Consider the following 24,452-nt stretch of genomic DNA (forward strand, 5'->3'; position numbering starts at 1 on the left):
CTATTGACCTTCCAGTTACTGGAGGCACTAAGTAAAGCCAAGACCAAGCAAAGAAGGTGACCAATGGCCCGCCAAATGACTATCGCGGTGAGCGGAATGACATGTGCGGCATGTGTTGCACGAGTCGAGAAGATCCTCGGCCGCGCCGATGGCGTTGACACGGTGTCGGTGAATTTGGCCAAGGAAACGGCGACGATTACCTACTCGGACAACACCGTGCCATCGACCGTTTTAGAGGTGCTCGGCCAAGCGGGATACCCCGCACGCGTAGAAAGCGTATCGCTCGACGTGTCGGGCATGACCTGTGCGGCCTGCGTTGGTCGTGTTGAAAAACTGCTGACCCGTCAGGCGGGGATTGTCTCGGCTCAGGTGAACCTCGCGACAGAAACGGCGCAGGTTGAAACAGTCTTGGACGATTTGACGCCTGTGCTCGACGCGTTGGGCAAGGCGGGCTACCCAACGCAACTGTCATCTGGTGGACGCAAGGCTGTGTCGGAACGCAAAGCCGAAGAAGCCGCAGCTATTCGGTCGCAATTCACCACGGCATTGCTTCTGACGCTGCCCGTTTTCGCCCTCGAAATGGGTGGGCATTTGTTCCCACAGGTCCATCACTGGGTCGATATGGTGATCGGACAGTCCATGTTCCGTCGTATCCAGTTCCTGTTGGCGACTTTGCTGATGGCTGGTCCGGGGCAGGGGTTTTATCGCCTTGGTATTCCAGCCTTGTTCAAAGGCTCGCCTGATATGAATAGTCTTGTCGCCATGGGGGCGGGCGCTGCGTGGCTCTATTCAACTCTTGTCACCTTTGCTCCGGGCTTTGTGCCTGTTGAGGCGCGTGCGGTGTATTTTGAGGCATCGATGGTGATCATCACGCTGATCCTGCTTGGCCGCTATTTCGAAGCACGGGCTAAGGGGCGGACGGGCGCCGCGATCGAAGCCTTGGTCAAACTACGCCCGACAACCGCGAGCGTTCTCAAGGATGAAGTTGAGGTCCAGACACCAGTCGAAAAACTGGTTCCCGGAGACATTTTGCGCATTCGCCCAGGGGAGCGGGTGCCTGTCGACGGGATTGTCGTCGATGGCAGTTCGTATTTGGATGAATCTATGCTGACTGGCGAACCTGTTCCCGTGCTCAAATCCTTGGGTGATCAGGTCATCGGCGGGACGATGAATACGGACGGGTCGATCTGCATGGAGGTGCGGGCCATTGGTGCCAACACCGTCCTGTCGCGGATTGTGCAGATGGTCGAGCAAGCGCAGGTTGCGAAGCTCCCGATCCAAGGCTTGGTCGATCGGATCACAGGCATTTTCGTGCCCGTTGTGATTTTGATTGCTTTGGTCACCGCGATAATCTGGATGATCACTGGGCCTGGGGTTTCTTATGCCGTGGTCGCGGCGGTCTCTGTCTTGATCATCGCATGTCCTTGCGCCATGGGCCTTGCCACCCCGACCTCGATCATGGTCGGCACAGGCCGTGCGGCTGAATTGGGCATATTGTTCCGTCGGGGTGATGCTCTGCAGCGCTTGAACGAGGTAACAACTGTTGCTTTTGATAAGACCGGCACACTAACCGAAGGTCACCCGCAGGTCGTCACAATCTACGCGCAAAACCGTCGTGAAGCACTTCGGTTCGCCGCCTCTGTTGAGGCACAATCCGAACATCCAATGGCGCGGGCTATTCTGCGTGAGGCGACGTCAAATGGTGTCCAATTGGCTGCCGCCCAATCATTCAAATCGACCGCAGGGAAAGGTGTCTCTGGCATCGTTGATACCCATCGGGTTTTGGTTGGATCGGAACGGTTCTTGACTGAAAATAACGTCTCGGTGGCTGCGTATTCGGCAAGGGCGGCGTCCCTCGCCCAAGAAGGCCAGACCCCGTTCTTTGTTGCTGTAGATGGCGCGATGGTCGCTCTTATCGGTGTTGAGGACCCGATCAAAGCTGGGGCCAGAGATGCCATTTCGGCTCTTCAAGAACGCGGGATGCGCGTGGCGATGGTCACGGGCGATAACATCGCCACCGCAGAGAGCATCGCGCGGCGGCTCGGCATTGATACGGTCGTTGCCGAAGTGCTTCCTGAAGGCAAAGTCGAAGCGGTCAAAGATCTCCAAGCGAACGGTCCCGTGGCGTTCTTTGGTGATGGGATCAACGACGCACCCGCTTTGGCACAGGCAGATATCGGTGTCGCTATGGGCACGGGGACAGACGTCGCCGTAGAAACAGCGGACGTTGTGCTGATGCGGGGGGACCTCAGCGGTGCTGTTGCATCGGTTCGGATGAGCCGCGCAGTGATGCAAAACATTCGGCAAAACCTCTTTTGGGCATTTGCCTATAACATCGCGTTGATCCCCGTTGCTGCTGGCGTGCTTTATCCCGCATTTGGCATGCTCATGTCGCCCATGCTCGGGGCCAGCGCCATGGCCTTTTCGTCAGTCTTTGTGGTCAGTAACGCGCTACGTCTCCGTAGCTATTCAGCAGGACGGAAAGTGCGCAGATGAATATCAAAGAAGCCTCGGCTAGAACCAACCTTCCCGCGAAAACAATCCGCTATTACGAGGATATCGGCCTCGTTCAGCCAGATCGCAATGCGAACGGCTATCGCGCGTTTGAAGAATCCGACATTCACAAACTTGCGTTTATCGGGCGGGCGCGTGGTCTGGGCTTCACCGTCGAAGAATGCCGCACCTTGCTGCATCTCTACGAAGATACGACGCGCACAAGCGCAGAGGTAAAATCTATTGCGCGCGACCACCTTGCACGGATCGATCAGCGAATTGCCGAAATGAAGGAGATGCGCAAAACCCTAGCTCATCTCGTGTCATGTTGTGCGGGTGATGATCGGCCCAACTGTCCAATCCTCGATAGTCTCGCTGCAGATCAGAGCGTCAAATCAGGGTGACGGTGGACGTCTTTGTAGAGCAGGTATCGGAATGGCTCGTTGCTGGTCGCGACACAAGCCTGCGGGCAAAACGCGCGCAGCCACATGAAATCGCCGGGGCCGACATCAACCCAGCGTTCGTTCAGTAGATACCGCGCTGTGCCTTGTAGAACATAAAGCCCATGTTCCATCACATGCGTTTCCGCAAAGGGGATACGGCCACCTTTGGTAAAGGTCACGATGTTCACGTGCATATCGTGGCGTAGATCGGTTTGATCGACGAACCGCGATGTTCCCCAATCCTTAGTCTCTGACATCCAACTGATCGGAGTGTCATAGTCGCTTGTGATATACGGCATCGGCGCATCATAGCCGTGCGCATGGACATATTGGCGGCGGACCCAGTGGAACCTGAGCGGTCCATCGCCCGCGTTGCGCAAGGTCCAGCGCGTATGGGGCGGAATGTAGGCGTATCCGCCCGCCATCAGAATATGAGTCTGGCCCGCAACGATCAGCTCCATAATACCGTCTGCGATGAACAACACCGCTTCGGCATTTCGGTTCGGCTCTGGCGTGTCGGAGCCACCGTTTAGTCCGACCTCGACTGCATATTGCGCAAAGGTTTCGGCAAAGCCGCTAAGCGGGCGCGCCAAAATCCAGCACCGTGTGTCAATCCACCCAGGCAGAAGGCTGGCGGTAATGTCCCGCATCGTTGCGGCTGGGATCAGCGCGTAGCTCTCGGTGAAATGAGCACCGTTCTGCGCGGGATCATCATCCAGAGAGGGCATTCCACCCAACGGAAAGGCATATGACATCAAAGTACTTTCACCTGTGCGAACCCCACGCCGAAGAAAACGACGTTAGGCCGATAATATCATAAGCGGCTCATTTCCGAGAACTTTTATGGCTCTGCCCAATTTTTACGATGGGTTGTTATGCCAGATGTTCAAACCGCCATTCGACTTCTTGTGTCCAAACCTCACCCGCTTTGACGGTGATCTTTGGGAAGGACGGTTCATGCGGTGCGTTCGGCCAGTACTGCGGTTCAAAGGCGAGAGCGGCGTAATCGGCAAACCCCGCGTTCGATGCCGTGCGGCCATCATAGACCTGAAGCCCAGGCATGTCGGTCGCGATGGTCATCCGAAGATCCCCGCCCTCGAGGGTCACGACATCGCGTAGATCTAGTTTGATCCGCGATAGGCAGAAGTTGTGGTCAATCGGCGGGTTGGCTGGAACGACCTCACGCAGGGTGCGGAAATCGTAATCTGTACCTTCAACTTCGGTCACTTCGGTCGGAATGTTTTCGGCGTCTGTGGGCAGATAGTTCTGCGCTTTGATCTGCAATTTGTGACCCGCAAAGGTCGGATCACCCGTCAAGTTCCAATAGCTGTGATTGCAGATGTTGATCATGCTCAACTCATCCGTCGTCGCAGTGATTTCCATCCGCATAACGTTGTCGGGCAAAATGGCGAAATGGGCCATGACGCGCTGGTTGCCGGGGAAACCAGCTTCGCCATCCGCGCACAGGACGGTCAGCGTGAGGGTATCGGGTGTTTGATCCTCAACAGTCCAAAGTTTGAACTGGCTGCCCCCTTCGGCAGAGTGAAGGATGTTGCGTCCCTCGTTCGGGGTCAGCATGTGCTCGATCCCGCCAAAGGTCGCGCGTGCGCCTTTGATCCGATTGCCAACAGGTGCGATGATCGGGCCGTAGTGCTTCATCGAAGTGAGGTAGTCGTTAATGTCGTCGGACCCGAGGGTGAGGTTATGATCATGACCTTTCAACCGCACGTCCTGAACGATCGCGCCATATGTCAGAATGCTCACCGAAAGATCACCGTTCGAAATGGTGATCCGGTCCACAGTGCGTCCATCAGGAAGAGTGCCGAAAGTCATTGAGCTAGTCCTTTGTAAGCGGCCACGAGGCCAGCAAGAGTTGTGTCGGGCATCTGTAAAACAGGAACCGATTGAGCGGTCAGGGCGCGGGCATATCCGTCAGCGATCACGCCGTCGCCAATCACGGCAACGCGCTGACCGAGCCAATAGGCCCGACTGCCTTTGAGGTCGGCGCCGATCAACAGGCCCAAAATGCGGCTCACAGCGTCACCTTCTGCAATGCGGGCCGACGCGATATGAGACAGGATGCGTTCTGGTCGATCCATTGCTTGGGCCAGACCTTCGTCGAACGCTGCGGTAGACATTGCGCCTGACGCAAAGGCGGCAAAGGTTTCGGGTGTGACAGAGCTCTGAAAACTCACGATTTCGCCTGCGCTGACATGGACCCAGTGCACTTGCGTGGACACCAAACAGATCACACCGTCCCAATCATCCTGACTGGCCAGAAACCCCGCAATCGCTGCCGAGTGGGGGAGTAGATGCGCGGGGCTGTCCTGAACCACAGGCCCGAACTGTCCCGACGGCGGCAACGCCTTGCATGGCACACGGCTCACCGCTGCATCGGGGAGCCCAGCGATCACTTGCGGACCTTGCCAATCGCCGATTAACGCTTCAGGCGTTGTGCCCGTGCGCTGGGCCAAAGGAATGTGATCATTCATCAGCCATGATCGGCCAGATGTCAGGTCAATTGCGATCCAAGTCATGTGTCACCTCTTGCCTTCTTCAACCATGAAACGGCCCAAAGGCAAAGAGGGTAGGCCTCAACCTACTTGCCGCGTGGCGTGATTTTGGGTAGCTCCGCAGACTTTGATGACGTTGGAATACCCTATGACCGCTCCCACACTCGCAATTGACTTTGGAACTTCGAATTCCGCCGTCGCCATTGTTGAAAATGGCGTTCTGCGTCGGCTCCCGATTGAGGATGGCGCGGATACCCTGCCGACTGCGGTGTTCTTTCCAGCTGATCGCGGGGAAATGGTGATAGGGGCCGCTGCGGCAGAGGCGCTGATTGCGGGGGATGAGGGGCGCTATATGCGCGCGCTGAAATCGGTCCTCGGCACATCGCTGTTTCACGAACAGCGCCCGATTGGTGGGCAGCGCCGCACGCTGGCCGACATTGTAACGGCGTTCTTAGTCGAGGTGAAAACCCGTGCCGAGGCGCAGATCGGCCAGACCTGCACGCGCGTTTTGTCTGGGCGTCCCGTCAGGTTCCACTCTGCCGATGCTGAGCGCGATCAAAAGGCCGAGAATGACCTGCGGGCCTGCTATCACGCGGCGGGCTTTACCGACGTTGAGTTTATGTTCGAACCCGAAGCTGCCGCTTGGGCCAGTCGTGCTTTCGGTGGCGTTGGGCAAACGGGGCTGATCGTGGATATCGGCGGCGGCACATCCGACTTTTCCGTGTTCCAGAGCGATGACGATCGGTTGGATATTCTGCACAGCCACGGCATCAGATTGGGCGGTACCGATTTCGACCACGCGATTTCGATGGCCCACGCGATGCCCTATTTCGGATATGGCGGAGAGTTGCGGCGCACCTTTGGCGAAGGTCTACTGCCCGTGCCCAAATCGCTCTACGTTGATCTCTCAACTTGGGCCAAGATCCCGTTTCTCTATACCCGCGAGACGCTTCGTCTGATCGAGGATATGCAGCGTCATGCTGTCGACAGCGACGCGATGGATCGACTTCATGCTGTAATCGAAGACCAGCTTGGCCACGAAATCGCCTTTGCGGTCGAGGCAGGAAAGATCGCCGCCAACTCGGGCGAACGGTCAGCGAAAATTGATCTGGGGTCAGTTGAAAATGGTCTGAATGTCCCAATTTCGGCAGGGTCGATGGGCGACGCTCTGTCCGAATTTCAGATGCAACTGCGCGAGGCGATCTATGCGACGATTTTCGGTGCGGGCCTCACGCCAGACAAAATCACATCCGTGGTATTGGTCGGCGGGTCGAGTCTCATGAACCTTGTTCAATCCGAGGCACGCGCCGCCTGTCCAATGGCACGTATCAACCGAAACGAGGCCTTCACCGCTGTTGTCGACGGTTTGGCGCTCGCTTCGGTTGGCTGATTAGGCCATCACGCGTGTCAGGGCCTGATCGACCGCAGCGGTGATCTGGTCGATATCGTCCGCAGTCGCGATCAATGCGGGCGCGAACAACAGAGTATTGTTGAAGCCCGGCATAGAGCGGTTCGAAGCGCCAATAATCACGCCGTTTTTCAGACAGTCCGCAACGACCGCCATCACACGTTTTTCGTCCATCGGTTCGCGGGTTTCGCGGCTCTTGACCAGTTCCGCACCTTGGAACAGACCCATGCCGCGGACTTCGCCGATGCATTCGTGTTTGTTCATCAGGTCAAGCAGGTTCTGGTGGAGGCGGTTGCCCATCGCTGCAGAATTTTCGCAGAGGTTTTCCTCTTCGATGATGCGCATGTTTTCGAGCGCTGCAACCGGGCCAGCCGTGCAGCCGCCGAAGGTCGAAATATCGCGGAAATAGCCAAGTGGGTCGTCGGCATCTTTGAATTTTTCAAAGACTTCGTTCGTGGTAACGCAGCAAGAGATCGCCGCATAACCAGACGCGACGCCTTTGGCCATCGTGACGATATCGGGTTTGATGCCGAACTGCTGATAGCCGAACCAAGTCCCCGTGCGACCTAGGCCACAAACAACTTCATCGATGTGCAACAGGATATCGTATTTCTTACAGATTTCCTGAACGCGTTCCCAATACCCTTGTGGAGGCACGATGATGCCGCCACCGGCGGTGATCGGTTCTAGGCAGAGTGCACCGATGGTATCTGGACCTTCGCGCAGTATCACATCTTCAATCGCTTGGGCTGCACGTTCGCCATAACCCTCACCTGGATGATCAGCGCGGTATTCGAGGCAATGCGGAACCTCAACAAAACCAGGTGCAAACGGGCCATACTGCGCGTTGCGTTCTTGCTGGCCACCTGCGGAAAGGCAAGCAATCGTGGTGCCGTGGTAATCGCGGTCACGGTAGAGGATTTTGTTTTTCTTGCCGCCATAGTGTTTGTGCGAAATCTGGCGGACCATCTTAAAGGCTTTCTCGTTCGCCTCGGAACCCGAGTTCGCATAGTAGACGCGGTCCAGACCCGGCATCTTTTCGATCAAGCGCTGTGCGAATTCCGCACCCGGAATGGTCCCCTTAGCGCCGGCGAAGTAGCACATTTTCACCAGCTGATCGCGGACGGCATCAGCAATTTCTGTGCGGCCATAACCGACGTTGACGGTCCATACACCGCCCGACACAGCATCGAGGTGCTCTTTGCCAGTGATGTCCCAAACGCGCATCCCTTTGCCTTCGACGATGATCTGCGGATCGATCGTTTCAAAGGGTTTGTGTTGCGCAAGATGGTGCCACACATGCGCGCGGTCGGATTCGATGACCGAAGCAGGATCGTTATGATATTGAGACATGGAAACCTCCGAAGGCGGGACCATAAAGGTTCCCGATAATTTGATCATATTGATCGGAGGGTGCGCTGGATTTTGGTTTTCGTCAACCTGTTCGAAAAGGACAATCGACTTATTGCGAGACGTTTTCTGAGGCGATTTCCTCGAGTGCATTGCGGGTCATAGACCAACATTGCGGTAGGTCGGACAGCTTGGCGCGCATTTCATCTGCGCGGCCCGATTTTCCCAACACTTCAAGCTCGCGTAGCAAATCGCTGAATTGCAGTGTGCCAAAGAGAGACGCCGATCCAGCCAGTTTGTGAATGTCGCCGATCAGGATGTTGTCGTCGTTGTCGGGTGAAGTTGTGAACTGGTCGACCAAGCTATCGGTTTCGGCCAGGAACGCGTTCAGCAGTTTCGACGATCTTTCAGCGCCAAGGTCGCTCAAGAGGCCGCGCACGGCTTCGGTGTCGAGAAGGGCAGGCAATGCGCGAGGGGCCGCCGATGCAATGATTTCAGGGCTCTTGATGCTCAGAGCTTTGGCGAGCTTTGCACGCGAAATCGGTTTGACCAATACATCGTTCATGCCTGAGTCTTTGAACCGTTCAATGTCCTCTGGCACTGCGTTTGCGGTAAGCGCAACAATACGTGTGTCGCGACAACGTCCGTCACCGTTACGAATGGCTAGGGTGGCCGCGACGCCATCCATCCGCGGCATCGAAATATCCATCAAGATAACATCGTAGTGACGCAGGTTCGCGGCTGCGACGCCCTCTTGGCCGTCGTTGGTGAGGGTCACGCTGTGACCTTCTTTGCGCAACATCTCTTCGACCACTAACTGGTTGATCTGGTTGTCCTCGACCACAAGAATATCGAGCGATTGTTCTGGTTTTGGGCGCGGCGCTGGTTTTGCTTCAACTTCGACAGTTTCGGCAGCGCCTTTGGATAGGATTGGTAGAGGCAGGCGGAACCAGAACAGGCTGCCATCGCCCGGTTCGCTCTCTGCGCCAATGGCCCCATCAAGCGATTCAATCAGACGTTTCGCGATCCCAAGGCCGAGGCCCGTGCCGCCGTACTCGCGCGCATATGTCGTGTCCAGCGTCACGAAGTCATCAAAGATCCGATCAAGATCCTCTTCGTTGATGCCGATGCCGCTGTCGATAATGCGGAATTCGACCACATCACTGTCACCCAGTTTTTCGGCCTCAATGCGAACGACGCCGTCACGGGTGAACTTGATCGCGTTCGAGACGAGGTTCAGCGGCACCTGACGCAACCGTTGTTGGTCGCCCAGAACGGTCGGATTACCGAGCGCTTCGAGATCGATCTCGAGTTCCGTGTGGTTCGCATGTGCAAGGCTGCGCTGGCCGTCCGCGACTTCGCTCACGAGGACAGACAAATTAAACGGCCGCTTCTCAGAACCTGTCCGACCTGCATCAAGCCGCGCGATGTCCAGCACGTCATTCACGTGGTGCAAGAGCAATCGACCAGAAGTTTCGATGATCCGCAGGTAATCACGTTGACGCGGATTGAGTTCGGTTTCCGCGAGCAGCTCCATCGTCCCCAGCATCCCGTTGAGCGGGGTGCGCATTTCGTGGCTCATAACAGCCATGAATTCAGCTTTGGTCCGTTCGCCAGCCAAAGCCTCATCGCGTGCCTTGAGCAGTTCTTGTTCGGCGGCGACCTGAGCGGAGTTGTCGCGAAGGAATGACACGAACAAAATACGGTTCGATGCGGGCGCCCGCGCGATGGAGAATTCACAAGGGAACAGCTCACCGTTTTTGCGTAGGGCTTCCATCTGGATGCGCCCACGACCAACCACATGTGTGCTTCCGTCCCGAAGGTGGCGTTTCATACCCTCAAGGTGTGCTTTGCGGTATTTCAGCGGGATAATCATATCGACCATCGGCGATCCGATGGCTTCGGTCCTGCTATAACCAAAAATGTATTCCGCAGCGCCGTTATATTCGACAATCAACCCAGCCTCATCGATCACGATGACGGCGTCGAGTGTCGAAGACACCATCGCTTCAAGGCGGGCAGAGGTGGTTCGTGTGACTTCGGCGTTGCGTTGCGCGACGCGATACAATTGGAACAGAACGATGGCGAGGATCACGAGCGCCATGACGAGCGCCATGGTCAGCGCCGCTACGCGCATCAAGGTGAGCCAAACCTCGGACCTGCTTCGGTCTGAGACGCCAGCAAAATAGTCGATGCCGATCAATGCAATTTGCCGAACGGCAGTCCCTACAATTTCGACCTGTTTAGATAGTTCTGGCAATTGAGCGCGCAGTTCTTCGTCTGGCCCATCAATCAGCGGGATCATGTCGTTGACGGCTGCGTTTAGCCCCGCAAGGAGGTTAGCAAACGACAGTTCACCTCTCAGCGTTTCGTAGGCTTGACCTGTGCGGAATGTGGCCACGCGGCTGTAAAGGATGTCAAACCGTCGCCGAACATCCCCTAGGTCGCCATCGAGTTGAGCCTCTGTGATTGCAGCGTGGAAGCTGAGATACTCAACTTCCAGCTGGGACAATACCCATTGCACGTTATCGGAACTTGCGGTCGCTTGTTCCTTAATCTTTCGGTTCACCTCGAAGCCGAGGATGGCAATCGCGCCAAAGCACACCAAGAGAACCACACCAAGTATGCCAAAGCGGGCCCATCTTAGGGGCTGTTGTTTGTTGCCTTGAGCCGTCACGAACCATCCGTGTTCTATTTACTCATGACCTAACGGATCACTCCGTTATTTCTATACGATCTAGCTGCCAAATGCTCCGAGAATAAACGACTTCGGTTTGGAATTGGGGAGCCTCATCGTAGGGATATACAATCCAGAGGGGCCCCTTGTCACGAAGTGTCATCACAGAACCGTTATTTTCATAGGCAATCAGCGCAGCTGTGCTGGTTGGATCATCAAGGGGGATTTCGATTGCATAATCGTTAACTGCAGTCGCCTTGATGACAGTTCCTTCAGCTTCAACAGCTTCAAGTAGAGCTGTGAGCGGGACGCCAACGAAAGATTGAACGCCTTCGGTCCAAATTGTTGTTGTCTCGATCGACGTCATGCCGAGCTCTTTGATCATGTCGAGATCAAAAACTGCCGTGTCATTGGCGTTTGTCGAGGCGATTCCACCAGAGACCGTCAGAATGATTTCACTTTTTGGTTGCGCCAAATCTGCAGCGTGAGAGGTGGTTGAAAATGATGCAAAACAAATGGTTGCTACAATTTTTCCTAGTTTTAAAAACGACTGTTCCATTTGCTTTCGAATCTCCTCTGGGTGGATTGGTCTCTTCAGGCTCTGAGATTGCACCTTTTGAAGTAGGTTGCATTCAAGCATAGGGGTATTGGTGTATTCTAAAGTATATATTATGTTGCCGTGAGAACGTTAAAGTATACGTACGCAATTATACGACATCGTCTGGTTGTGCGGTAACCATTCCTTAGTAGCGAAGTTTGATTTCTTCGGGTTGAATGGTGAAATGATGTATAATCAAAATGTACAAGGCGTCGTTAAAGGCGCGAAATTAGGTGGGACAACTCCCTTAGCACAGGGCGGATACTCCACAAAATTGACGGAGCAAACCATGCGGGTACTTATCGCAGACGACCATGATCTGGTTCGAGAGACTGTTGCGGCCTTTTTGATGGCTGAAGGGGTCGTCGAAGTTAAGACGGCTGCGTCATTGGATGAAGCTGTGAAGATCACAGAAGAAACCGGTAGCTTCGATGTGGTTCTCCTCGACTACAACATGCCGGGGATGAACGGCCTCGAAGGTTTGACCAAGATGCGCGCGTCGAATGACGGTCGTCCTGTTGCGATCCTGTCCGGCACCGCGACCCGCGACGTTGCTGACGCCGCTCTAAAGGCTGGCGCGGCAGGGTTTGTTCCGAAAACGCTTGCCTCGAAGTCGATGGTGACAGCGATCCGCTTTATGGCGGCTGGTGAAACCTACGCCCCGTTCGGCTTTATGCAAGAAGCGCCGGCTGCAGGCGACGGTCTGCTGACCAAACGCGAAACTGACGTTTTGCGCGGCATCTGCGAAGGTAAATCGAACAAAGAGATCGCTCGCGACCTCGACCTTCAGGAAGTGACTGTGAAACTCCACGTCAAGACACTGAGCCGCAAGCTCGACGCGCGGAACCGTACGCAGGCAGCGATGATCGCACGCGATCGTAACCTCGTCTAAGAATTTAAACGCCACTCACGGCACAAAAGGGCGGTCCGAGAGGGCCGCCTTTTTTAATCGTCCATGTCGTCGCCAAAGCTTCCGCCTAACTGGTCAAAGAGGGCACTACCGCCGCTCAGTGCGGAGAGGTCTGTAGTGGGTACGCCCTTTTTCGCTTTGACGGGTTTGGGTGCCTCTGGTTGGGGTTCGACCACCTCGGCCTCTTCGACTTCGGTGGTGTCAGATCGCTCCGTTTCATCGGCTTCCGCAAAAGGGTCCCAGTCAACGTCGGACTGACTTGTGTCACCATCGTCGGATGGGAACACGAGTTCTGACGCCGAAAAGGTGTTAGGGGTTGCTGGTGCGAGCGATGTAAAGTTGGACTTATCCAGCGCGTCGCTTTCGTCTTCGGCGAGGGCGGAGACGACTTCGTCCAGAACCTGTTCGTCGGTTGGGGCGTCCACGGCACCATCTAACGAAATGTCATCGGTATCGCCGCTATCCGCTTCGTACTGGTCTTCTTCCTCTTCGGCAGCGTCGTTACCACCGAATTGCAGAAGCATCGTCGCGTCAGACAGATCCAACGACATCATGGAAGATGCCTTTTTGGGTTTGACCTTCGCTGGCGGAGCTTCCTCAGCGACTTCGATTTTCTCAATGGGCTCTTCGATCACTGGCTCAGGTTTTGGCAGCTTTTTCGGGATGAATTTGGCTGGTTTAGTCGGCTCCGCAGTCAAAATTTGCATCCGCACAGCACGCAGCAAGCGTCGCGTTTCACGGTCGGTTGTTCGGTCGTAGAGTTCGGTCAACCGCGCAATGTCAGGGCTATTTGGCTCGGTCGAGATTTTGCGCATGATCGCGCGCACTGCTTTTTTTGCGGCGTTTGAACGCGGAAGGAGGTTTTGTTTCGACATGCGCTGCTCCGGCTTTGGGCAGTTGGCACAGCCCTTGCAGTTTCCGGTCTGATTGGCGGTCTTCGCCCGAGAACCGGATAGCAACTATGACGACAGGATTGAGAGAAGGTTTAGGCATCCACGCGCAAGCATTGGCTTTGCGCGGACAGCGGAACAACGTTTTGGCATCCAACATCGCCAACGCGTCCGTCCCAGGATTCAAAGCCAGAGACTTTGATTTTGAAGCAGAACTATCGCGCCAAACTCAACTGGGCGCTTCGTTGCGGACCTCGTCGTCGCAGCACATGGCTATGCCGACCACTGGGCCTGCGGGCGAAAACGGTTACCGCGTCGCTGTGATGCCGTCGATGGACGGGAATACCGTCGATATGGCGCTGGAACAGATGGAATTCGCGGAAAACACGGTTCGCTATCAAACCAGCCTTGAACTTCTGAACCGTCGGATTTCCGGCCTTATGACTGTGATTAGAGGTGAATGATGAGCGGTCCTAGCAACATTTTTGACCTCGGCAAAACGGCGATGTCTGCACAGATGGTGCGGATGAACACCTTGGCGTCGAACATCGCCAACGCTGGTTCTGTCGCGTCTTCCCCCGAAGAAGCCTACCGTGCGATGCGACCTGTGTTTGAGACAGAATATTCGGGTCGGATTGGCGATCTAGGCACCTTAGCGACCTCGCGCGCTGTGGATGTTGTCCAACTTGACCGTGAGCCAGAGTCTAAATTTCTCCCGGATCACCCGTTGGCCGACGCCAATGGCTTTGTCTACGCCTCAACCGTCAACGTCGAAGAAGAGATGGTCGAGATGATGGAAGCTAGCCGCGCATACCAAAACACCCTCGAAGCAGTGTCGACCATGCGGACGCTCATGTCGCGCACCGTCGCAATGGGCAAATAAGGAAGGGCCGACAAGATGACGACGATTGATGGTTCGAACCCGTTCTACACCGGCAACTTGGGTCAGGTCACAACTGACAAACAGGCCAATTCGTTGGGTCAACAAGAGTTCCTAGTTCTGCTGACCACCCAGCTCCAGAACCAAGACCCGCTGTCCCCGATGGACAACACCGAATTCATTTCACAGATGGCGCAGTTCTCGACCGTTGAGGGCATCGACCGTGTGAACGCGTCGGTCACATCGCTCGGCGATATGCTCGGCGGTAATCGCGTGTCGACGGCGGCTAGCCTACTGGGTCACTCTGTTCTGGTCCCTGGCAACATGGCGCGGGTCGACGATCAGGGTGAAATTCACGGGATGGCTGAACTGTCGTCGAACGTGTCGTCGATGACCGTCACCTACACCGATCCCAACACCAACCAACCGATCCACGTCCAAGAACTGGGCGCGCAGGTCGGTGGCATGATCGAATTCGGCTGGGACGAGGTTCCTGCCGCCATTCAGGCCGTCAACGGACAGGTTCGCGTGTCCATCATGGCCGAAACCGAAAACGGAACGATCAGTGTTCCGGCTTCGGTCTTTGCACGCGTCGACTCCGCTTTGGGCGGACCGTCTAGCGACACCATCACTCTTCTCGTCGAGGATTACGGAGCCCTCGATACGACCGAAGTCACAGCGTTCCGTTAATCCTATAACCGGAGGTTTTTGAAACATGAGTATGACCACCGCCCTGTCCGGCCTGATGGCAGCACAATCGGACATCGCCACCACATCGCACAACATCTCGAACGCGGGAACAAACGCGTTCCGCAAAAGCCGCGCTGAATTTTCGGATGACTACTACTCGGCTCCGATGAACGCGTTCCGCACGGTGACGGGTTCTGGTACCCACCTGTCCCGCGTATCGACCCAGTTCGGTCAAGGTAACTTTGTTGCCACGGGTCAGACCCTCGACATCGCGATCCAGGGCGCGGGCTTCTTTGCGGTATCGCCGCAATTGTCCGACCGTGATGAGGTCGTCGACATCAACTACACCCGTAACGGCGCGTTCTCGATCGATGCGGAGGGTCTGGTTGCGGATAGCTCGGGTCGTGCACTGCTGGCTTACCCTGTAGCCGATGATGGCAGTATTCTTGAGATGTCAGCGCAATCGCTTAGCCCTGTTTCGATCCCGCTGAGCTTTGGTGAAGTTGCTCGCACGACCGAAATTAACCTTGCGGTAAATATGCCTCGCGGTGAAGATATGCTCGGCCAGCAGGACGCAGTTCCAGCGACCAATGCCTTCGACAGCACCAATCCGACGACCTACGCATTCTCGTCGCCGATCCCGATGATGGATGAGAACGGTCAAACGATTGAAGCGCGGGCCTATTTCGTTCGGTCGAAATCCCCAGACGCCACTGATCCGACCACCGAATATCAGATGCATCTGTTCGTGGACGGCAGCGAATACCCGTCGACTGGCGCGACGACACCTGCAACGATGGTCTTTGACGAAGCGGGTGAAGTCGACGCGACGACCCCTCTGACCTTCGCACTTGCTGGCGTTGACTACATCGTAAACACCGATGGTTCGCGTCTGCGCGATCTGCCGTTCTCGGTTGCGAGCGTTCAGGAAAATGGCGTCCGCGAAATCGGTCTGTCCAGCCTCGAAGTTGACGCTGGCGGCGTGATCTGGGGCAGCTACGGTTCGCAGGCGCGTCTTGCACTTGGCCGTATCGCATTGGCTGACTTCGCAAACCCGCAGGGTCTGCGTCAGGGCGGTAACACCAGCTTTGAAGAAACCTCTGACTCGGGTCGTCCGAACTTCTCTGCGGCAGGTGAATCTGGGTTTGGTCGCCTTCAGTCGGGTATGCTCGAACGTTCGAACGTCGACCTGACCGAAGAACTGGTGAACCTGATTTCGGCACAACGGAACTATCAGGCGAACGCAAAAGCGATGGAGACATCGTCCTCGCTGATGCAGACCATCCTGCAAATCCGCAGCTAATTGACCTAAGGAGACGCCGTTATGGATCGTATGGTTCACACCCTTATGAACTCGATGCAGACCGTTCAGGATCTGCAGGCCATTTCGGCGCAAAACCTCGCAAACATGAACGTGCCGGGCTACCGGCGCGATCTTCCTCCCCAAGCCAATTCTTATGTGCTGCGTGACGATCAAAGCTTTGAGGCACGTATGTTTGCCTCTGAGACCGAGTTTGGTAGCTTTGCGAGCGAAGTTGGCTTTATGGACCAAACAGGCGATCCGTTCGACGTGGCGATCATGGAAGACGGCTACTTCTTCGTGAAAGAAGGCAATGGAGAGGTCGGTCTTACCCGTCGCGGCGATTTGCGGACGGACGGTGCTGGCCAGCTGGTGAATGGCGCTGGCGAAATGGTGCTCGACACCAACATGTCGCCAATCACTTTGCCGCCATATCGGACCATGCAAATCACCGAGGTCGGTCAGATTGTGATCGAACCAATTGATGGTGCTCCTGGCGAGACTGTCGAGATTGCGACGATCGGAACCGTGGTTCCTGATCCGAACGCGACAATGGCCAAAGGTTTAGACGGCCTGATCCGAAACCTTGATGGGACGTTGCCGCAGCCGAACCAGATGGCTTCTGTCCGTCAGGGTGTCCTTGAGGGGGCAAACGTGAATGCGACTGAGGAATTGATTTCGTCGATCACCATTCAGCGCGCCTTTGAAATGAACATGCGCATGATCAATACGGCCAAGGAATTGGACGAGGCAGGTACTGAAATTATGCGGGCCCCCGCATAACATTTCTCTGCACTGACATCTGGCACGGCGCTTGCACCATTCAGGGTAAGTGAGCCACCGAGAGGAGCCCAGATGTCTACCAATGCAATGCACGTCGCGAAGACGGGTCTAAACGCCCAACAGACGCGGCTTCAGGTCATTTCGAACAACCTTGCCAACGTTAATACGACGGGATTCAAACGCGACCGCGCGAATTTTGAATCCCTCCTGTATCAAGTGTCGCGCCCTGGCGGTGACCAAACATCGGAAAACACTAACCTGACCTCGGCTCTGGCCATCGGTACAGGTGTTCGTGTTGTCAGCACTGACAAACTCCATACCCAAGGCGCGCTGTCTGATACGGGTAACGCTCTCGACGTTGCGATCAACGGGCAGGGGTTCTTTCAAGTTCTGCTGCCTGATGGCCGCATCGGCTACACCCGCGACGGGACGTTTTCGATGAACCAAGAGGGCACGCTCACCACGGCGAGCGGCTACGTCATTCAGCCTGAAATCCAGATCCCCCAAGGAGCGAACCAGATCAACATTTCGGCGGACGGTATCGTCAGCGTTGTGATGCCGGGTGACACACAGAACCAAGAAATTGGTCAGATCACATTGGGCAACTTCCCGAACCCGCGGGGTCTGGAACCGATCGGCGAAAATTTCTTTGTTGAAACGCTCGCGAGCGGCGCCCCCATCGTGGCCACACCCCAAGCCGAAGGTCTGGGACAGTTGACCCAAGGGATGCTCGAAACGTCAAACGTCAACGTAGTTCAAGAACTCGTCGACATGATCGAGACCCAGCGGGCCTATGAAATCAACTCCAAATCGATCTCTGCGGCAGAAGAGGGCGATTAACGCGCCCTCAGCCTGTCTCACATATTGAACGCTGGCATGACCATTGCGCCAGCCGCGATGCGACGTGCCCACTGATCAACGTCATCTTTGAAGTGCTCGCGTGCGTCTGGCACGGCGACCATAATTGCGTTGACCGCGATTTTTCCAAGGTCCTCTTCGATATCTAGACCGTCGATGTTCACAGGCTCCCAGTTGCGGCCTTCCACGTGGGTAAAGCAGCCTTGGTCGTCGATGCGAATGAACCACTCAAAGCCATAGAGGTCGAATAGGCGGATGTTGTCGCCGACGTTCACGTTGCGACGGTGGATCATGTGCATGCGGATATATTCGCGGGTGGTGTCACGGGTAGCCGCGATGATTTCAGCCGCAATTGACGACCAGCCATCTTCAACGGTGTTGCTGAGGTGATGCCACTCGCCGCCGCTTTCCAGACGGAACGCCAGCATGTCGAGAGCAGCAAGCTCGCCGATCACATAGTTGGTGCCACCGATGTTCAGGCGGGCAACGGGTTCTGGCGCGTCGGTCTTGAGGTAATCGGTCTCTTCCGCTTCCTCTTCTTTCGCGGCCACGTTTTCGCGGTAACGACCGGGGCGCACATTGCCCGAATAGTCACCCGTTGAGAAATCATAGAGCAGGTCTTTGGCTGCATCCGTCAGGACAAAGGTTTTGGCTTCGATGTCACCCAGACCCGCAATGCGCAAAGCGGTCTGTTCAACGGGCGTCGCGGTGTTTTCGCTCGCCATGCGCAGCAAACCTACCAGTGTATGCGATGCCGCACCCGGATCGAATTCGCGAAGCGCGTTGATCAGATCGACAAAATCGCCTGTGGTGTAAAAGCGGGTCGGAACGTTCGGGGTCGGGGACGGCGACTTTGCCGTATCAGTCTTGGTCTGCATGTCTGCTCGTCTTCCATCAAAAAGTGAGAGGTCGACACTAAAACGAAGCAAACAGAGCAGAGTTTAGGGGCGCGACGTCGAAAGTCTGGAACAAAGTCGTTTCAGCATGGTGATGCACTGATCCAATTGCTCGAGACTGATGTATTCGTCAGGCTTATGCGCCTGTGCGATCGACCCGGGCCCGCAGACCACTACATCCATACCGATTGACTGGAATAGCCCCGCCTCGGTTCCAAACGGCACCACATCGCAGCCGTTCGCGCCCGTCAGTTCTGTGATCAGATCACGCGCCGCGTTCTCTGCCATGGGTTCAAGGCCCACAACTTCGGCAATCGTGTGCGTATGCACGCCAGCATCAGGATGCACGGCTTTCATCTGTTTGTTCAGATGCTCGACGTGGGTCGCCAATTCACCCTTAACAAAGTCCGCGTCCGACACCTGAACGGGCCGCATTTCCCACTGCACGGTCGCCTTGCCCGGAATGACGTTATGCGCGACGCCACCGATCAGGCTGCCTGTGTTGATCGTGGTCCATGGCGGGTCAAAACGGCTGTCTTCGGGCGCCTTGGACTTTAGCGCGTCCTTCAGTTCCAGAAGCTTCGATATAAACCGCACCGCATATTCAACGGCATTCACGCCAAGGTCGGGGGCCGAGCCATGCCCTTCGGAGCCGTGGAAATGCGTGGTGTATTCATAGCACCCCTTGTGGCCTTCGATGATCCGCATCTCGGTCGGTTCCCCGACGATCCCGATAGACGGGCGCAGGCCACGTTCGCGCAGCACCTCGACCAAGGCCTGACCGCCAAGGCAGCCAGTTTCCTCGTCATAGGTAAATGCGAAATGGACAGGGCGGGCGGTGGCGTGTTTTGCAAACTCAGGCGCCATCGCGACGGCCGCGGCGATAAACGCCTTCATATCGCAAGTGCCACGTCCAAAGAGCTTCCCATCCCGTTCAACCAATTCAAACGGATCGCTTGTCCAATCCTGATCGGCAACCGGCACGACATCGGTGTGACCCGATAGCACGATCCCGCCGTCCCCTTCTGGCCCGATCGTCGCCCAGAGGTTCGCCTTTTTGCCGGTTTCGTCCTCAAATATCTCAATTCGCGCACCTGCATCCTCGAGCTTGGCCGCGAGGTAGTCGATGCAATGGCGGTTCGGCAGGATCGACGTTGTGTCGAATGCGATGAGGTCCGAAAGGATGGCGCGGGTGGTGTGCAAATCAGTCATGGCGCGACCATGGCAGAACCTTTCGTGACGCGGTAGAAGGAAAGCGACACATTTTCGCCGAGGCTCGAATGATAAAGCTGGACGACCGCGACATCGCCATTCTGCGCATCCTTGCCACCGACGGCAGGATCACAAAAGCGGCGCTGGCAGAAAAGGTCGGCTTGACCCCGACACCTTGCTGGGACCGTTTGAAGAAACTGGAAAAGGCGGGGTTGATCGACGGCTATGGTGCGCGGTTCAATCTGCGCAAACTCGGCCCTTGGGTGACGGTCTTTGTCGTTGTTGAACTGGCAGATCACACCGCTGCATCCTTCCGCACGTTTGAGGCACGGATTGAGGCGCATGACGACATCACCCACTGTTGGGCCTTAGGCGGAGGGTATGATTACCTGATGCAAGTCGCGGCCCGCGATGTGGAAAGCTACCAAATGACAATGGACGATCTGTTAGAGGCGCGGATCGGGATTGCCCGCTATTTCACCTATATCGTGACCAAACAGATCAAGGGCGGGGGCCTCCCACCGTTGCATCTCTTCGCAGACTAAATTGTGGGTCTAGCGCACGTTTTGCAGCTGAATCTTCTGAGGCATCACTGAATTTCTCATCCTGCCTCGGGCAAATCGCGGGCAATATCGCGCGACTCTACCCGATAGGAATGACGATGCTAACGAACGACCAACTGGCCCAATGGGACCGCGAGAACTTTTTCCACCCCTCGACCCACCTGGCCCAACACGCCCGCGGCGAAACCCCGACCCGTATTATTAAAACCGCGAACGGCTGCCACATCGAAGACCGCGACGGCAGAAAGCTCCTTGATGCGTTTGCTGGCCTCTATTGCGTGAACGTTGGCTACGGTCGTCAGGACATCGCCGAAGCGATTGCCGATCAGGCGCGAGAATTGGCTTATTACCACGCCTATGTTGGTCATGGGACTGAGGCGTCGGTTACCCTGTCGAAAATGGTGCTCGACCGTGCGCCCGACCACATGTCCAAGGTTTACTTTGGCCTGTCGGGGTCGGATGCGAACGAGACGAACATCAAACTCGTTTGGTATTACAACAATATCCTCGGTCGCCCCGAAAAGAAAAAGATCATCTCGCGCTGGCGCGGCTATCACGGCTCTGGCCTGATGACGGGGTCGCTGACGGGCCTTGGTCTGTTCCATGCGAAATTTGACCTGCCGCTCGAACAGGTCATCCATACCGAGGCGCCGTATTACTTCCGCCGTCCGGACGTCAACATGACCGAAGAGCAGTTCACGGCACATTGCGCCGCCGAACTCGAAGCGCTGATCGAACGCGAAGGCGCGGACACTATCGCGGCCTTTATCGGTGAACCTGTCATGGGCACAGGCGGCATCGTCCCACCGCCTGCTGGCTATTGGGCTGCTATTCAGGCTGTTCTGGAAAAGCACGACATTCTGCTGATCGCGGACGAGGTCGTCACCGGCTTTGGCCGTTTGGGGTCCATGTTCGGCTCGCACCACTACGACCTGAAACCTGACCTGATCACGATCGCCAAAGGTCTGACGTCTGCTTATGCGCCGCTGTCTGGCTCGATCATCTCGGATCGTATGTGGAAAGTGCTAGAGCAGGGCACCGACGAAAACGGCCCCATCGGTCACGGTTGGACATACTCTGCGCACCCGATTGGCGCGGCTGCAGGTGTAGCTAACCTCAAACTGCTAGATGAATTGAACCTCGTTCAAAACGCGGGCGAAATGGGTGCTTATCTAAATGCCCAGATGAAAGCCGCCGTCGCGGATCACCCGAATGTCGGTGAAGTGCGCGGCGAAGGGATGCTCTGCGCGGTAGAGTTCGTGGCTGACCGTGATAGCCGCACCTTCTACGATCCATCGCAGAAAATCGGCCCGTCGCTCTCTGCGGCGATGGCGTCGCGTGGTGTGATTGCGCGTGCGATGCCCCAAGGCGACATCCTCGGCTACGCGCCGCCGTTCTGCCTGACCAAAGACGAGGCGGATACCATCGTCGCGGCTACCGTCGACTCGATCAAAGAAGTGCTCGGTTAAGACGACACAGGGCCGCAGTTCGCTGCGGCCCTTTTCGTTAAAGCGGGATCGTCATCCCATCAGTCCCGACAAACAGCGGCCCGCTGTAGTGTGGTGTGATCTCTGCGTGCCAATCTTCCAAGGTGAAATCAGGATCGTCGCTCGGGATCAGGTGATTTAGGGCGAGTTGTTTCACCCCTGCCGCCGTCGCGATTTTAGCCACCTCAGCCGCAGGCGAATGTGACCGTTCAAGATGCACCCTCAGACGGTCGTCACCATTCCCAACCCGTTTACACAGGGCATCAATACCCGCGCTCAGCATCGCTTCATGAACGAGGAGGTCGGTATCTTTGGCAAAGTCGATCATCGCGTCGATTGGCGCCGTATCGCCCGAAAGCGTCGCCGATTTCCCGTCACCCGCCAGACGCAGGGCAAAGCTGTCGATCAGCGGTGGGTGCTGATTGCGGATCGCCTCGACCGTTACGCTGCCGATTGTAAACTGCCCCGCATCCAGCAGCCGAAGATCGGCCAAAGGCTCTAGCGCTGGGCGGCCCTCATCCGCGATCCGCAGGGAAATATCGGCCTCCATCGAAGCAAGGAACCCCTGCCAATAGGCCGTCAGACCTGCGGGGCCATAGATCGGCACGGCGCGCTTTAACCCAGCGGTCCACGCCGTGTGCATCAGCGGTCCCAACTCCAGATAATGGTCGGAATGCATATGCGTCACGATAATCGCATCGAGGTCGGTCAGCGCGACACCCGCATCGCAAACCGCCCGCGACACACCAAGGCCCGCATCAACGAGGATCACTTGCCCCGCAAGCCGCACAAAGATCGAGGTCGGCATCGGGGTTCCAGGTCTGATTGCAGGACCGCCCTTAGTCCCGAGGAGAGTGACGCAATTGTCCATGCTATAGCCCTTATGAAAAGGGCGGCCCGAAAGCCGCCCGATATCCTCAGATCGTGTCCTTGTAGTTCACGTTCTTAATGTCATCACCCGGAGCGGATTTTTCGCGCCGCACGATCAAACGGTTGATCGCGTTGATGTAGGCTTTGGCCGACGCAACCACAGTGTCCGTATCTGCCGACTGACCTGTCGCAATACGACCATCCTCTTCGAGCTTGACCGAAACGGTGGCCTGTGCGTCCGTTCCTTTGGTCACAGCGTGCACCTGATACAGGTCCAAACGGCCACCATGCGGGAAAATCGCCTTAACCGCATTGAACGTTGCATCAACCGGACCATCGCCCGTCGCGTGAACCGATTTCTCTTCGCCACCAACCAGCAGGGTCAGGTCAGCGGTCTGCGGACCCTCAGTGCCGCAAACAACGCGGAGCGATTTGAACTTGATGTGGTCCTCGACAGTGTCGTTCTGACGGATCAGAGCCACGATATCGTCGTCGTAGACTTCTTTCTTGCGGTCAGCGAGGTCTTTGAACCGCACGAACAGGTCGTTCAATTGGTTGTCGGCCATATCAAAGCCGAGCGTTTCCAGTTTCGCCCGCAGTGCCGCACGACCAGAGTGTTTGCCCAGCGGCAACGAGGTGCCAGCCAAACCTACGTCCTCTGGGCGCATGATCTCGAACGTTTCTTTGTTCTTCAGCATGCCGTCTTGGTGGATGCCAGATTCATGCGCAAAGGCGTTCTTACCAACGATCGCTTTGTTGAACTGCACAGGGAAACCCGACGCGGTCGCAACGCGGCGCGAGATATTCATGATCTTCGTGGTATCAACACCTGTGGTGTAAGGCATGATGTCGTTGCGTACTTTGAGCGCCATGACGACTTCTTCCAACGCGGTGTTACCTGCGCGTTCGCCCAGACCGTTGACGGTGCATTCGATCTGACGCGCACCACCAGCCACAGCCGCCAGCGCGTTCGCCGTCGCCATGCCGAGGTCGTTGTGGCAGTGCGTCGCAAAGATCACGTCATCTGCACCCGGAACGGTCTCGATCAAGCGTTTGATCAGGTCCGCGCTTTCCATCGGGGCGGTGTAGCCCACGGTGTCAGGGATGTTGATCGTGGTCGCGCCCGCTTTGATCGCGATTTCGATCACGCGGCAGAGGTAATCCCACTCGGTGCGGGTCGCATCCATCGGGGACCACTGGACGTTGTCACAGAGGTTCCGCGCATGGCTGACCGTTTCGTGGATCTTATCCGCCATCTCATCCATGGTCAGGTTCGGGATCGCACGGTGCAACGGCGAGGTGCCGATGAACGTGTGAATACGGCCCGAGCCTGCGTGCTTGATCGCTTCAGCGCAGCGATCAATGTCTTTAAAGTTCGCACGTGCCAGACCGCAGATCGTCGAATTCTTGGAACGCTGAGCGATTTCGGAAACGGCGCGGAAGTCACCCTCGGATGCGATGGGGAAGCCAGCTTCGATAATATCGACACCCATATCGTCAAGCAGCTCTGCGATTTCGAGCTTTTCTTCGTGGGTCATGGTGGCGCCGGGCGACTGTTCGCCGTCACGCAGGGTTGTGTCGAAAATCAACACGCGGTCTTTGGTCATGTCATAATTCCTTGTCTGTCCTTA

The 24,452-nt window shown here is 56.3% G+C and carries 23 protein-coding genes; 12 read left to right on the forward strand and 11 right to left on the reverse strand.

Annotation, left to right across the window (positions count from 1 at the left end; all coding sequences use genetic code 11):
* Positions 1 to 63 precede the first annotated feature (63 nt).
* Positions 64 to 2,496 (forward strand): heavy metal translocating P-type ATPase, encoded by a 2,433-nt coding sequence (locus tag QWY83_RS10380; RefSeq protein WP_249945940.1) that lies wholly within the window; start codon positions 64 to 66, stop codon positions 2,494 to 2,496.
* Positions 2,493 to 2,897, forward strand: coding sequence for a Cu(I)-responsive transcriptional regulator (gene cueR / locus QWY83_RS10385; RefSeq protein ID WP_105235806.1), 405 nt, complete (start codon positions 2,493 to 2,495; stop codon positions 2,895 to 2,897). The genes QWY83_RS10380 and cueR overlap by 4 nt, the downstream gene beginning before the upstream one ends.
* On the opposite strand, the gene QWY83_RS10390 is transcribed toward cueR, so the two are convergent.
* The 3 genes from QWY83_RS10390 to QWY83_RS10400 form a co-directional block, all read right to left on the reverse strand.
* Positions 2,876 to 3,691, reverse strand: a complete 816-nt coding sequence (locus QWY83_RS10390) for a bifunctional allantoicase/(S)-ureidoglycine aminohydrolase (protein WP_249945939.1) — start codon at positions 3,689 to 3,691, stop codon at positions 2,876 to 2,878. The genes cueR and QWY83_RS10390 overlap by 22 nt on opposite strands.
* 118 nt (positions 3,692 to 3,809) lie before the next feature.
* Entirely contained in the window at positions 3,810 to 4,769 is a 960-nt protein-coding gene (locus tag QWY83_RS10395; protein WP_249945938.1) for an aldose epimerase family protein, read from the reverse strand.
* The gene (locus tag QWY83_RS10400) at positions 4,766 to 5,473 is read right to left on the reverse strand and encodes a 2-dehydro-3-deoxygalactonokinase (RefSeq protein ID WP_249945937.1); all 708 of its coding nucleotides are present in this window, start codon (positions 5,471 to 5,473) and stop codon (positions 4,766 to 4,768) included. Before QWY83_RS10400 ends, QWY83_RS10395 begins: the two co-directional genes overlap by 4 nt.
* 124 nt (positions 5,474 to 5,597) lie before the next feature.
* Between QWY83_RS10400 and QWY83_RS10405 the strand changes: the two genes are divergently transcribed.
* Complete coding sequence (locus QWY83_RS10405; protein WP_249945936.1) at positions 5,598 to 6,839, forward strand: Hsp70 family protein; 1,242 nt, start codon at positions 5,598 to 5,600, stop codon at positions 6,837 to 6,839.
* Here QWY83_RS10405 and QWY83_RS10410 read toward each other — a convergent pair whose 3' ends face one another.
* The 3 genes from QWY83_RS10410 to QWY83_RS10420 all read right to left on the reverse strand — a co-directional run bounded on the left by QWY83_RS10410 (position 6,840) and on the right by QWY83_RS10420 (position 11,443).
* Entirely contained in the window at positions 6,840 to 8,210 is a 1,371-nt protein-coding gene (locus QWY83_RS10410) for an aminotransferase family protein (RefSeq protein ID WP_249945935.1), read from the reverse strand.
* A gap of 109 nt (positions 8,211 to 8,319) precedes the next feature.
* Positions 8,320 to 10,884, reverse strand: coding sequence for a hybrid sensor histidine kinase/response regulator (locus QWY83_RS10415; RefSeq protein ID WP_249945934.1), 2,565 nt, complete (start codon positions 10,882 to 10,884; stop codon positions 8,320 to 8,322).
* A gap of 37 nt (positions 10,885 to 10,921) precedes the next feature.
* Complete coding sequence (locus tag QWY83_RS10420) at positions 10,922 to 11,443, reverse strand: putative pterin-binding protein (RefSeq protein ID WP_249945933.1); 522 nt, start codon at positions 11,441 to 11,443, stop codon at positions 10,922 to 10,924.
* A 328-nt stretch (positions 11,444 to 11,771) separates the two neighbouring features.
* On the opposite strand from QWY83_RS10420, the gene QWY83_RS10425 reads away from it, so the two are divergent.
* Complete coding sequence (locus QWY83_RS10425; protein ID WP_067550152.1) at positions 11,772 to 12,374, forward strand: response regulator transcription factor; 603 nt, start codon at positions 11,772 to 11,774, stop codon at positions 12,372 to 12,374.
* A gap of 53 nt (positions 12,375 to 12,427) precedes the next feature.
* Here the strand turns inward: QWY83_RS10425 and QWY83_RS10430 are convergent, their stop codons facing one another.
* On the reverse strand, positions 12,428 to 13,267 hold the full coding sequence (locus tag QWY83_RS10430; protein ID WP_249945932.1) for a hypothetical protein: 840 nt from the start codon (positions 13,265 to 13,267) through the stop codon (positions 12,428 to 12,430).
* Positions 13,268 to 13,353: 86 nt separating this feature from the next.
* Here QWY83_RS10430 and flgB point away from each other — a divergent pair, with 86 nt between their 5' ends.
* From flgB to flgG, 6 genes are all read left to right on the forward strand, one after another.
* The gene (gene flgB, locus QWY83_RS10435; protein ID WP_105235799.1) at positions 13,354 to 13,746 is read left to right on the forward strand and encodes a flagellar basal body rod protein FlgB; all 393 of its coding nucleotides are present in this window, start codon (positions 13,354 to 13,356) and stop codon (positions 13,744 to 13,746) included.
* The gene (gene flgC / locus QWY83_RS10440; protein ID WP_249945931.1) at positions 13,746 to 14,165 is read left to right on the forward strand and encodes a flagellar basal body rod protein FlgC; all 420 of its coding nucleotides are present in this window, start codon (positions 13,746 to 13,748) and stop codon (positions 14,163 to 14,165) included. Before flgB ends, flgC begins: the two co-directional genes overlap by 1 nt.
* A 15-nt stretch (positions 14,166 to 14,180) precedes the next feature.
* The gene (locus QWY83_RS10445) at positions 14,181 to 14,852 is read left to right on the forward strand and encodes a flagellar hook assembly protein FlgD (RefSeq protein WP_067550144.1); all 672 of its coding nucleotides are present in this window, start codon (positions 14,181 to 14,183) and stop codon (positions 14,850 to 14,852) included.
* A gap of 25 nt (positions 14,853 to 14,877) precedes the next feature.
* On the forward strand, positions 14,878 to 16,155 hold the full coding sequence (locus tag QWY83_RS10450) for a flagellar hook protein FlgE (RefSeq protein WP_249945930.1): 1,278 nt from the start codon (positions 14,878 to 14,880) through the stop codon (positions 16,153 to 16,155).
* A 21-nt stretch (positions 16,156 to 16,176) separates the two neighbouring features.
* A complete protein-coding gene (locus QWY83_RS10455) occupies positions 16,177 to 16,935 on the forward strand; it encodes a flagellar basal body rod protein FlgF (RefSeq protein ID WP_249945929.1) in 759 nt (252 codons plus the stop codon).
* A 72-nt stretch (positions 16,936 to 17,007) separates the two neighbouring features.
* Positions 17,008 to 17,775: a flagellar basal-body rod protein FlgG gene (gene flgG, locus QWY83_RS10460; RefSeq protein ID WP_067550138.1), complete on the forward strand. Its 768-nt coding sequence runs from the start codon at positions 17,008 to 17,010 to the stop codon at positions 17,773 to 17,775.
* Positions 17,776 to 17,792: 17 nt separating this feature from the next.
* Here flgG and QWY83_RS10465 read toward each other — a convergent pair whose 3' ends face one another.
* On the reverse strand, positions 17,793 to 18,671 hold the full coding sequence (locus tag QWY83_RS10465) for a hypothetical protein (protein WP_249945928.1): 879 nt from the start codon (positions 18,669 to 18,671) through the stop codon (positions 17,793 to 17,795).
* Positions 18,672 to 18,734: 63 nt separating this feature from the next.
* The gene (gene argE / locus QWY83_RS10470; protein ID WP_249945927.1) at positions 18,735 to 19,901 is read right to left on the reverse strand and encodes an acetylornithine deacetylase; all 1,167 of its coding nucleotides are present in this window, start codon (positions 19,899 to 19,901) and stop codon (positions 18,735 to 18,737) included.
* Between the two features lie 68 nt (positions 19,902 to 19,969).
* Between argE and QWY83_RS10475 the strand changes: the two genes are divergently transcribed.
* The gene (locus tag QWY83_RS10475; protein WP_211096404.1) at positions 19,970 to 20,446 is read left to right on the forward strand and encodes an Lrp/AsnC family transcriptional regulator; all 477 of its coding nucleotides are present in this window, start codon (positions 19,970 to 19,972) and stop codon (positions 20,444 to 20,446) included.
* Positions 20,447 to 20,562: 116 nt separating this feature from the next.
* Positions 20,563 to 21,933 carry an aspartate aminotransferase family protein gene (locus QWY83_RS10480; RefSeq protein ID WP_249946243.1) on the forward strand — a complete coding sequence of 457 codons (1,371 nt, stop codon included), beginning with the start codon at positions 20,563 to 20,565 and terminating at the stop codon, positions 21,931 to 21,933.
* 37 nt (positions 21,934 to 21,970) lie between these two features.
* Here the strand turns inward: QWY83_RS10480 and QWY83_RS10485 are convergent, their stop codons facing one another.
* Positions 21,971 to 22,822, reverse strand: coding sequence for an MBL fold metallo-hydrolase (locus tag QWY83_RS10485; protein ID WP_249945926.1), 852 nt, complete (start codon positions 22,820 to 22,822; stop codon positions 21,971 to 21,973).
* Positions 22,823 to 22,868: 46 nt separating this feature from the next.
* Entirely contained in the window at positions 22,869 to 24,428 is a 1,560-nt protein-coding gene (locus QWY83_RS10490; RefSeq protein WP_105235791.1) for a 2-isopropylmalate synthase, read from the reverse strand.
* Between the last annotated feature and the right edge of the window lie 24 nt (positions 24,429 to 24,452).

This window comes from Marivivens donghaensis (assembly GCF_030410045.1).
In the GTDB taxonomy this organism is placed as follows: domain Bacteria; phylum Pseudomonadota; class Alphaproteobacteria; order Rhodobacterales; family Rhodobacteraceae; genus Marivivens; species Marivivens donghaensis.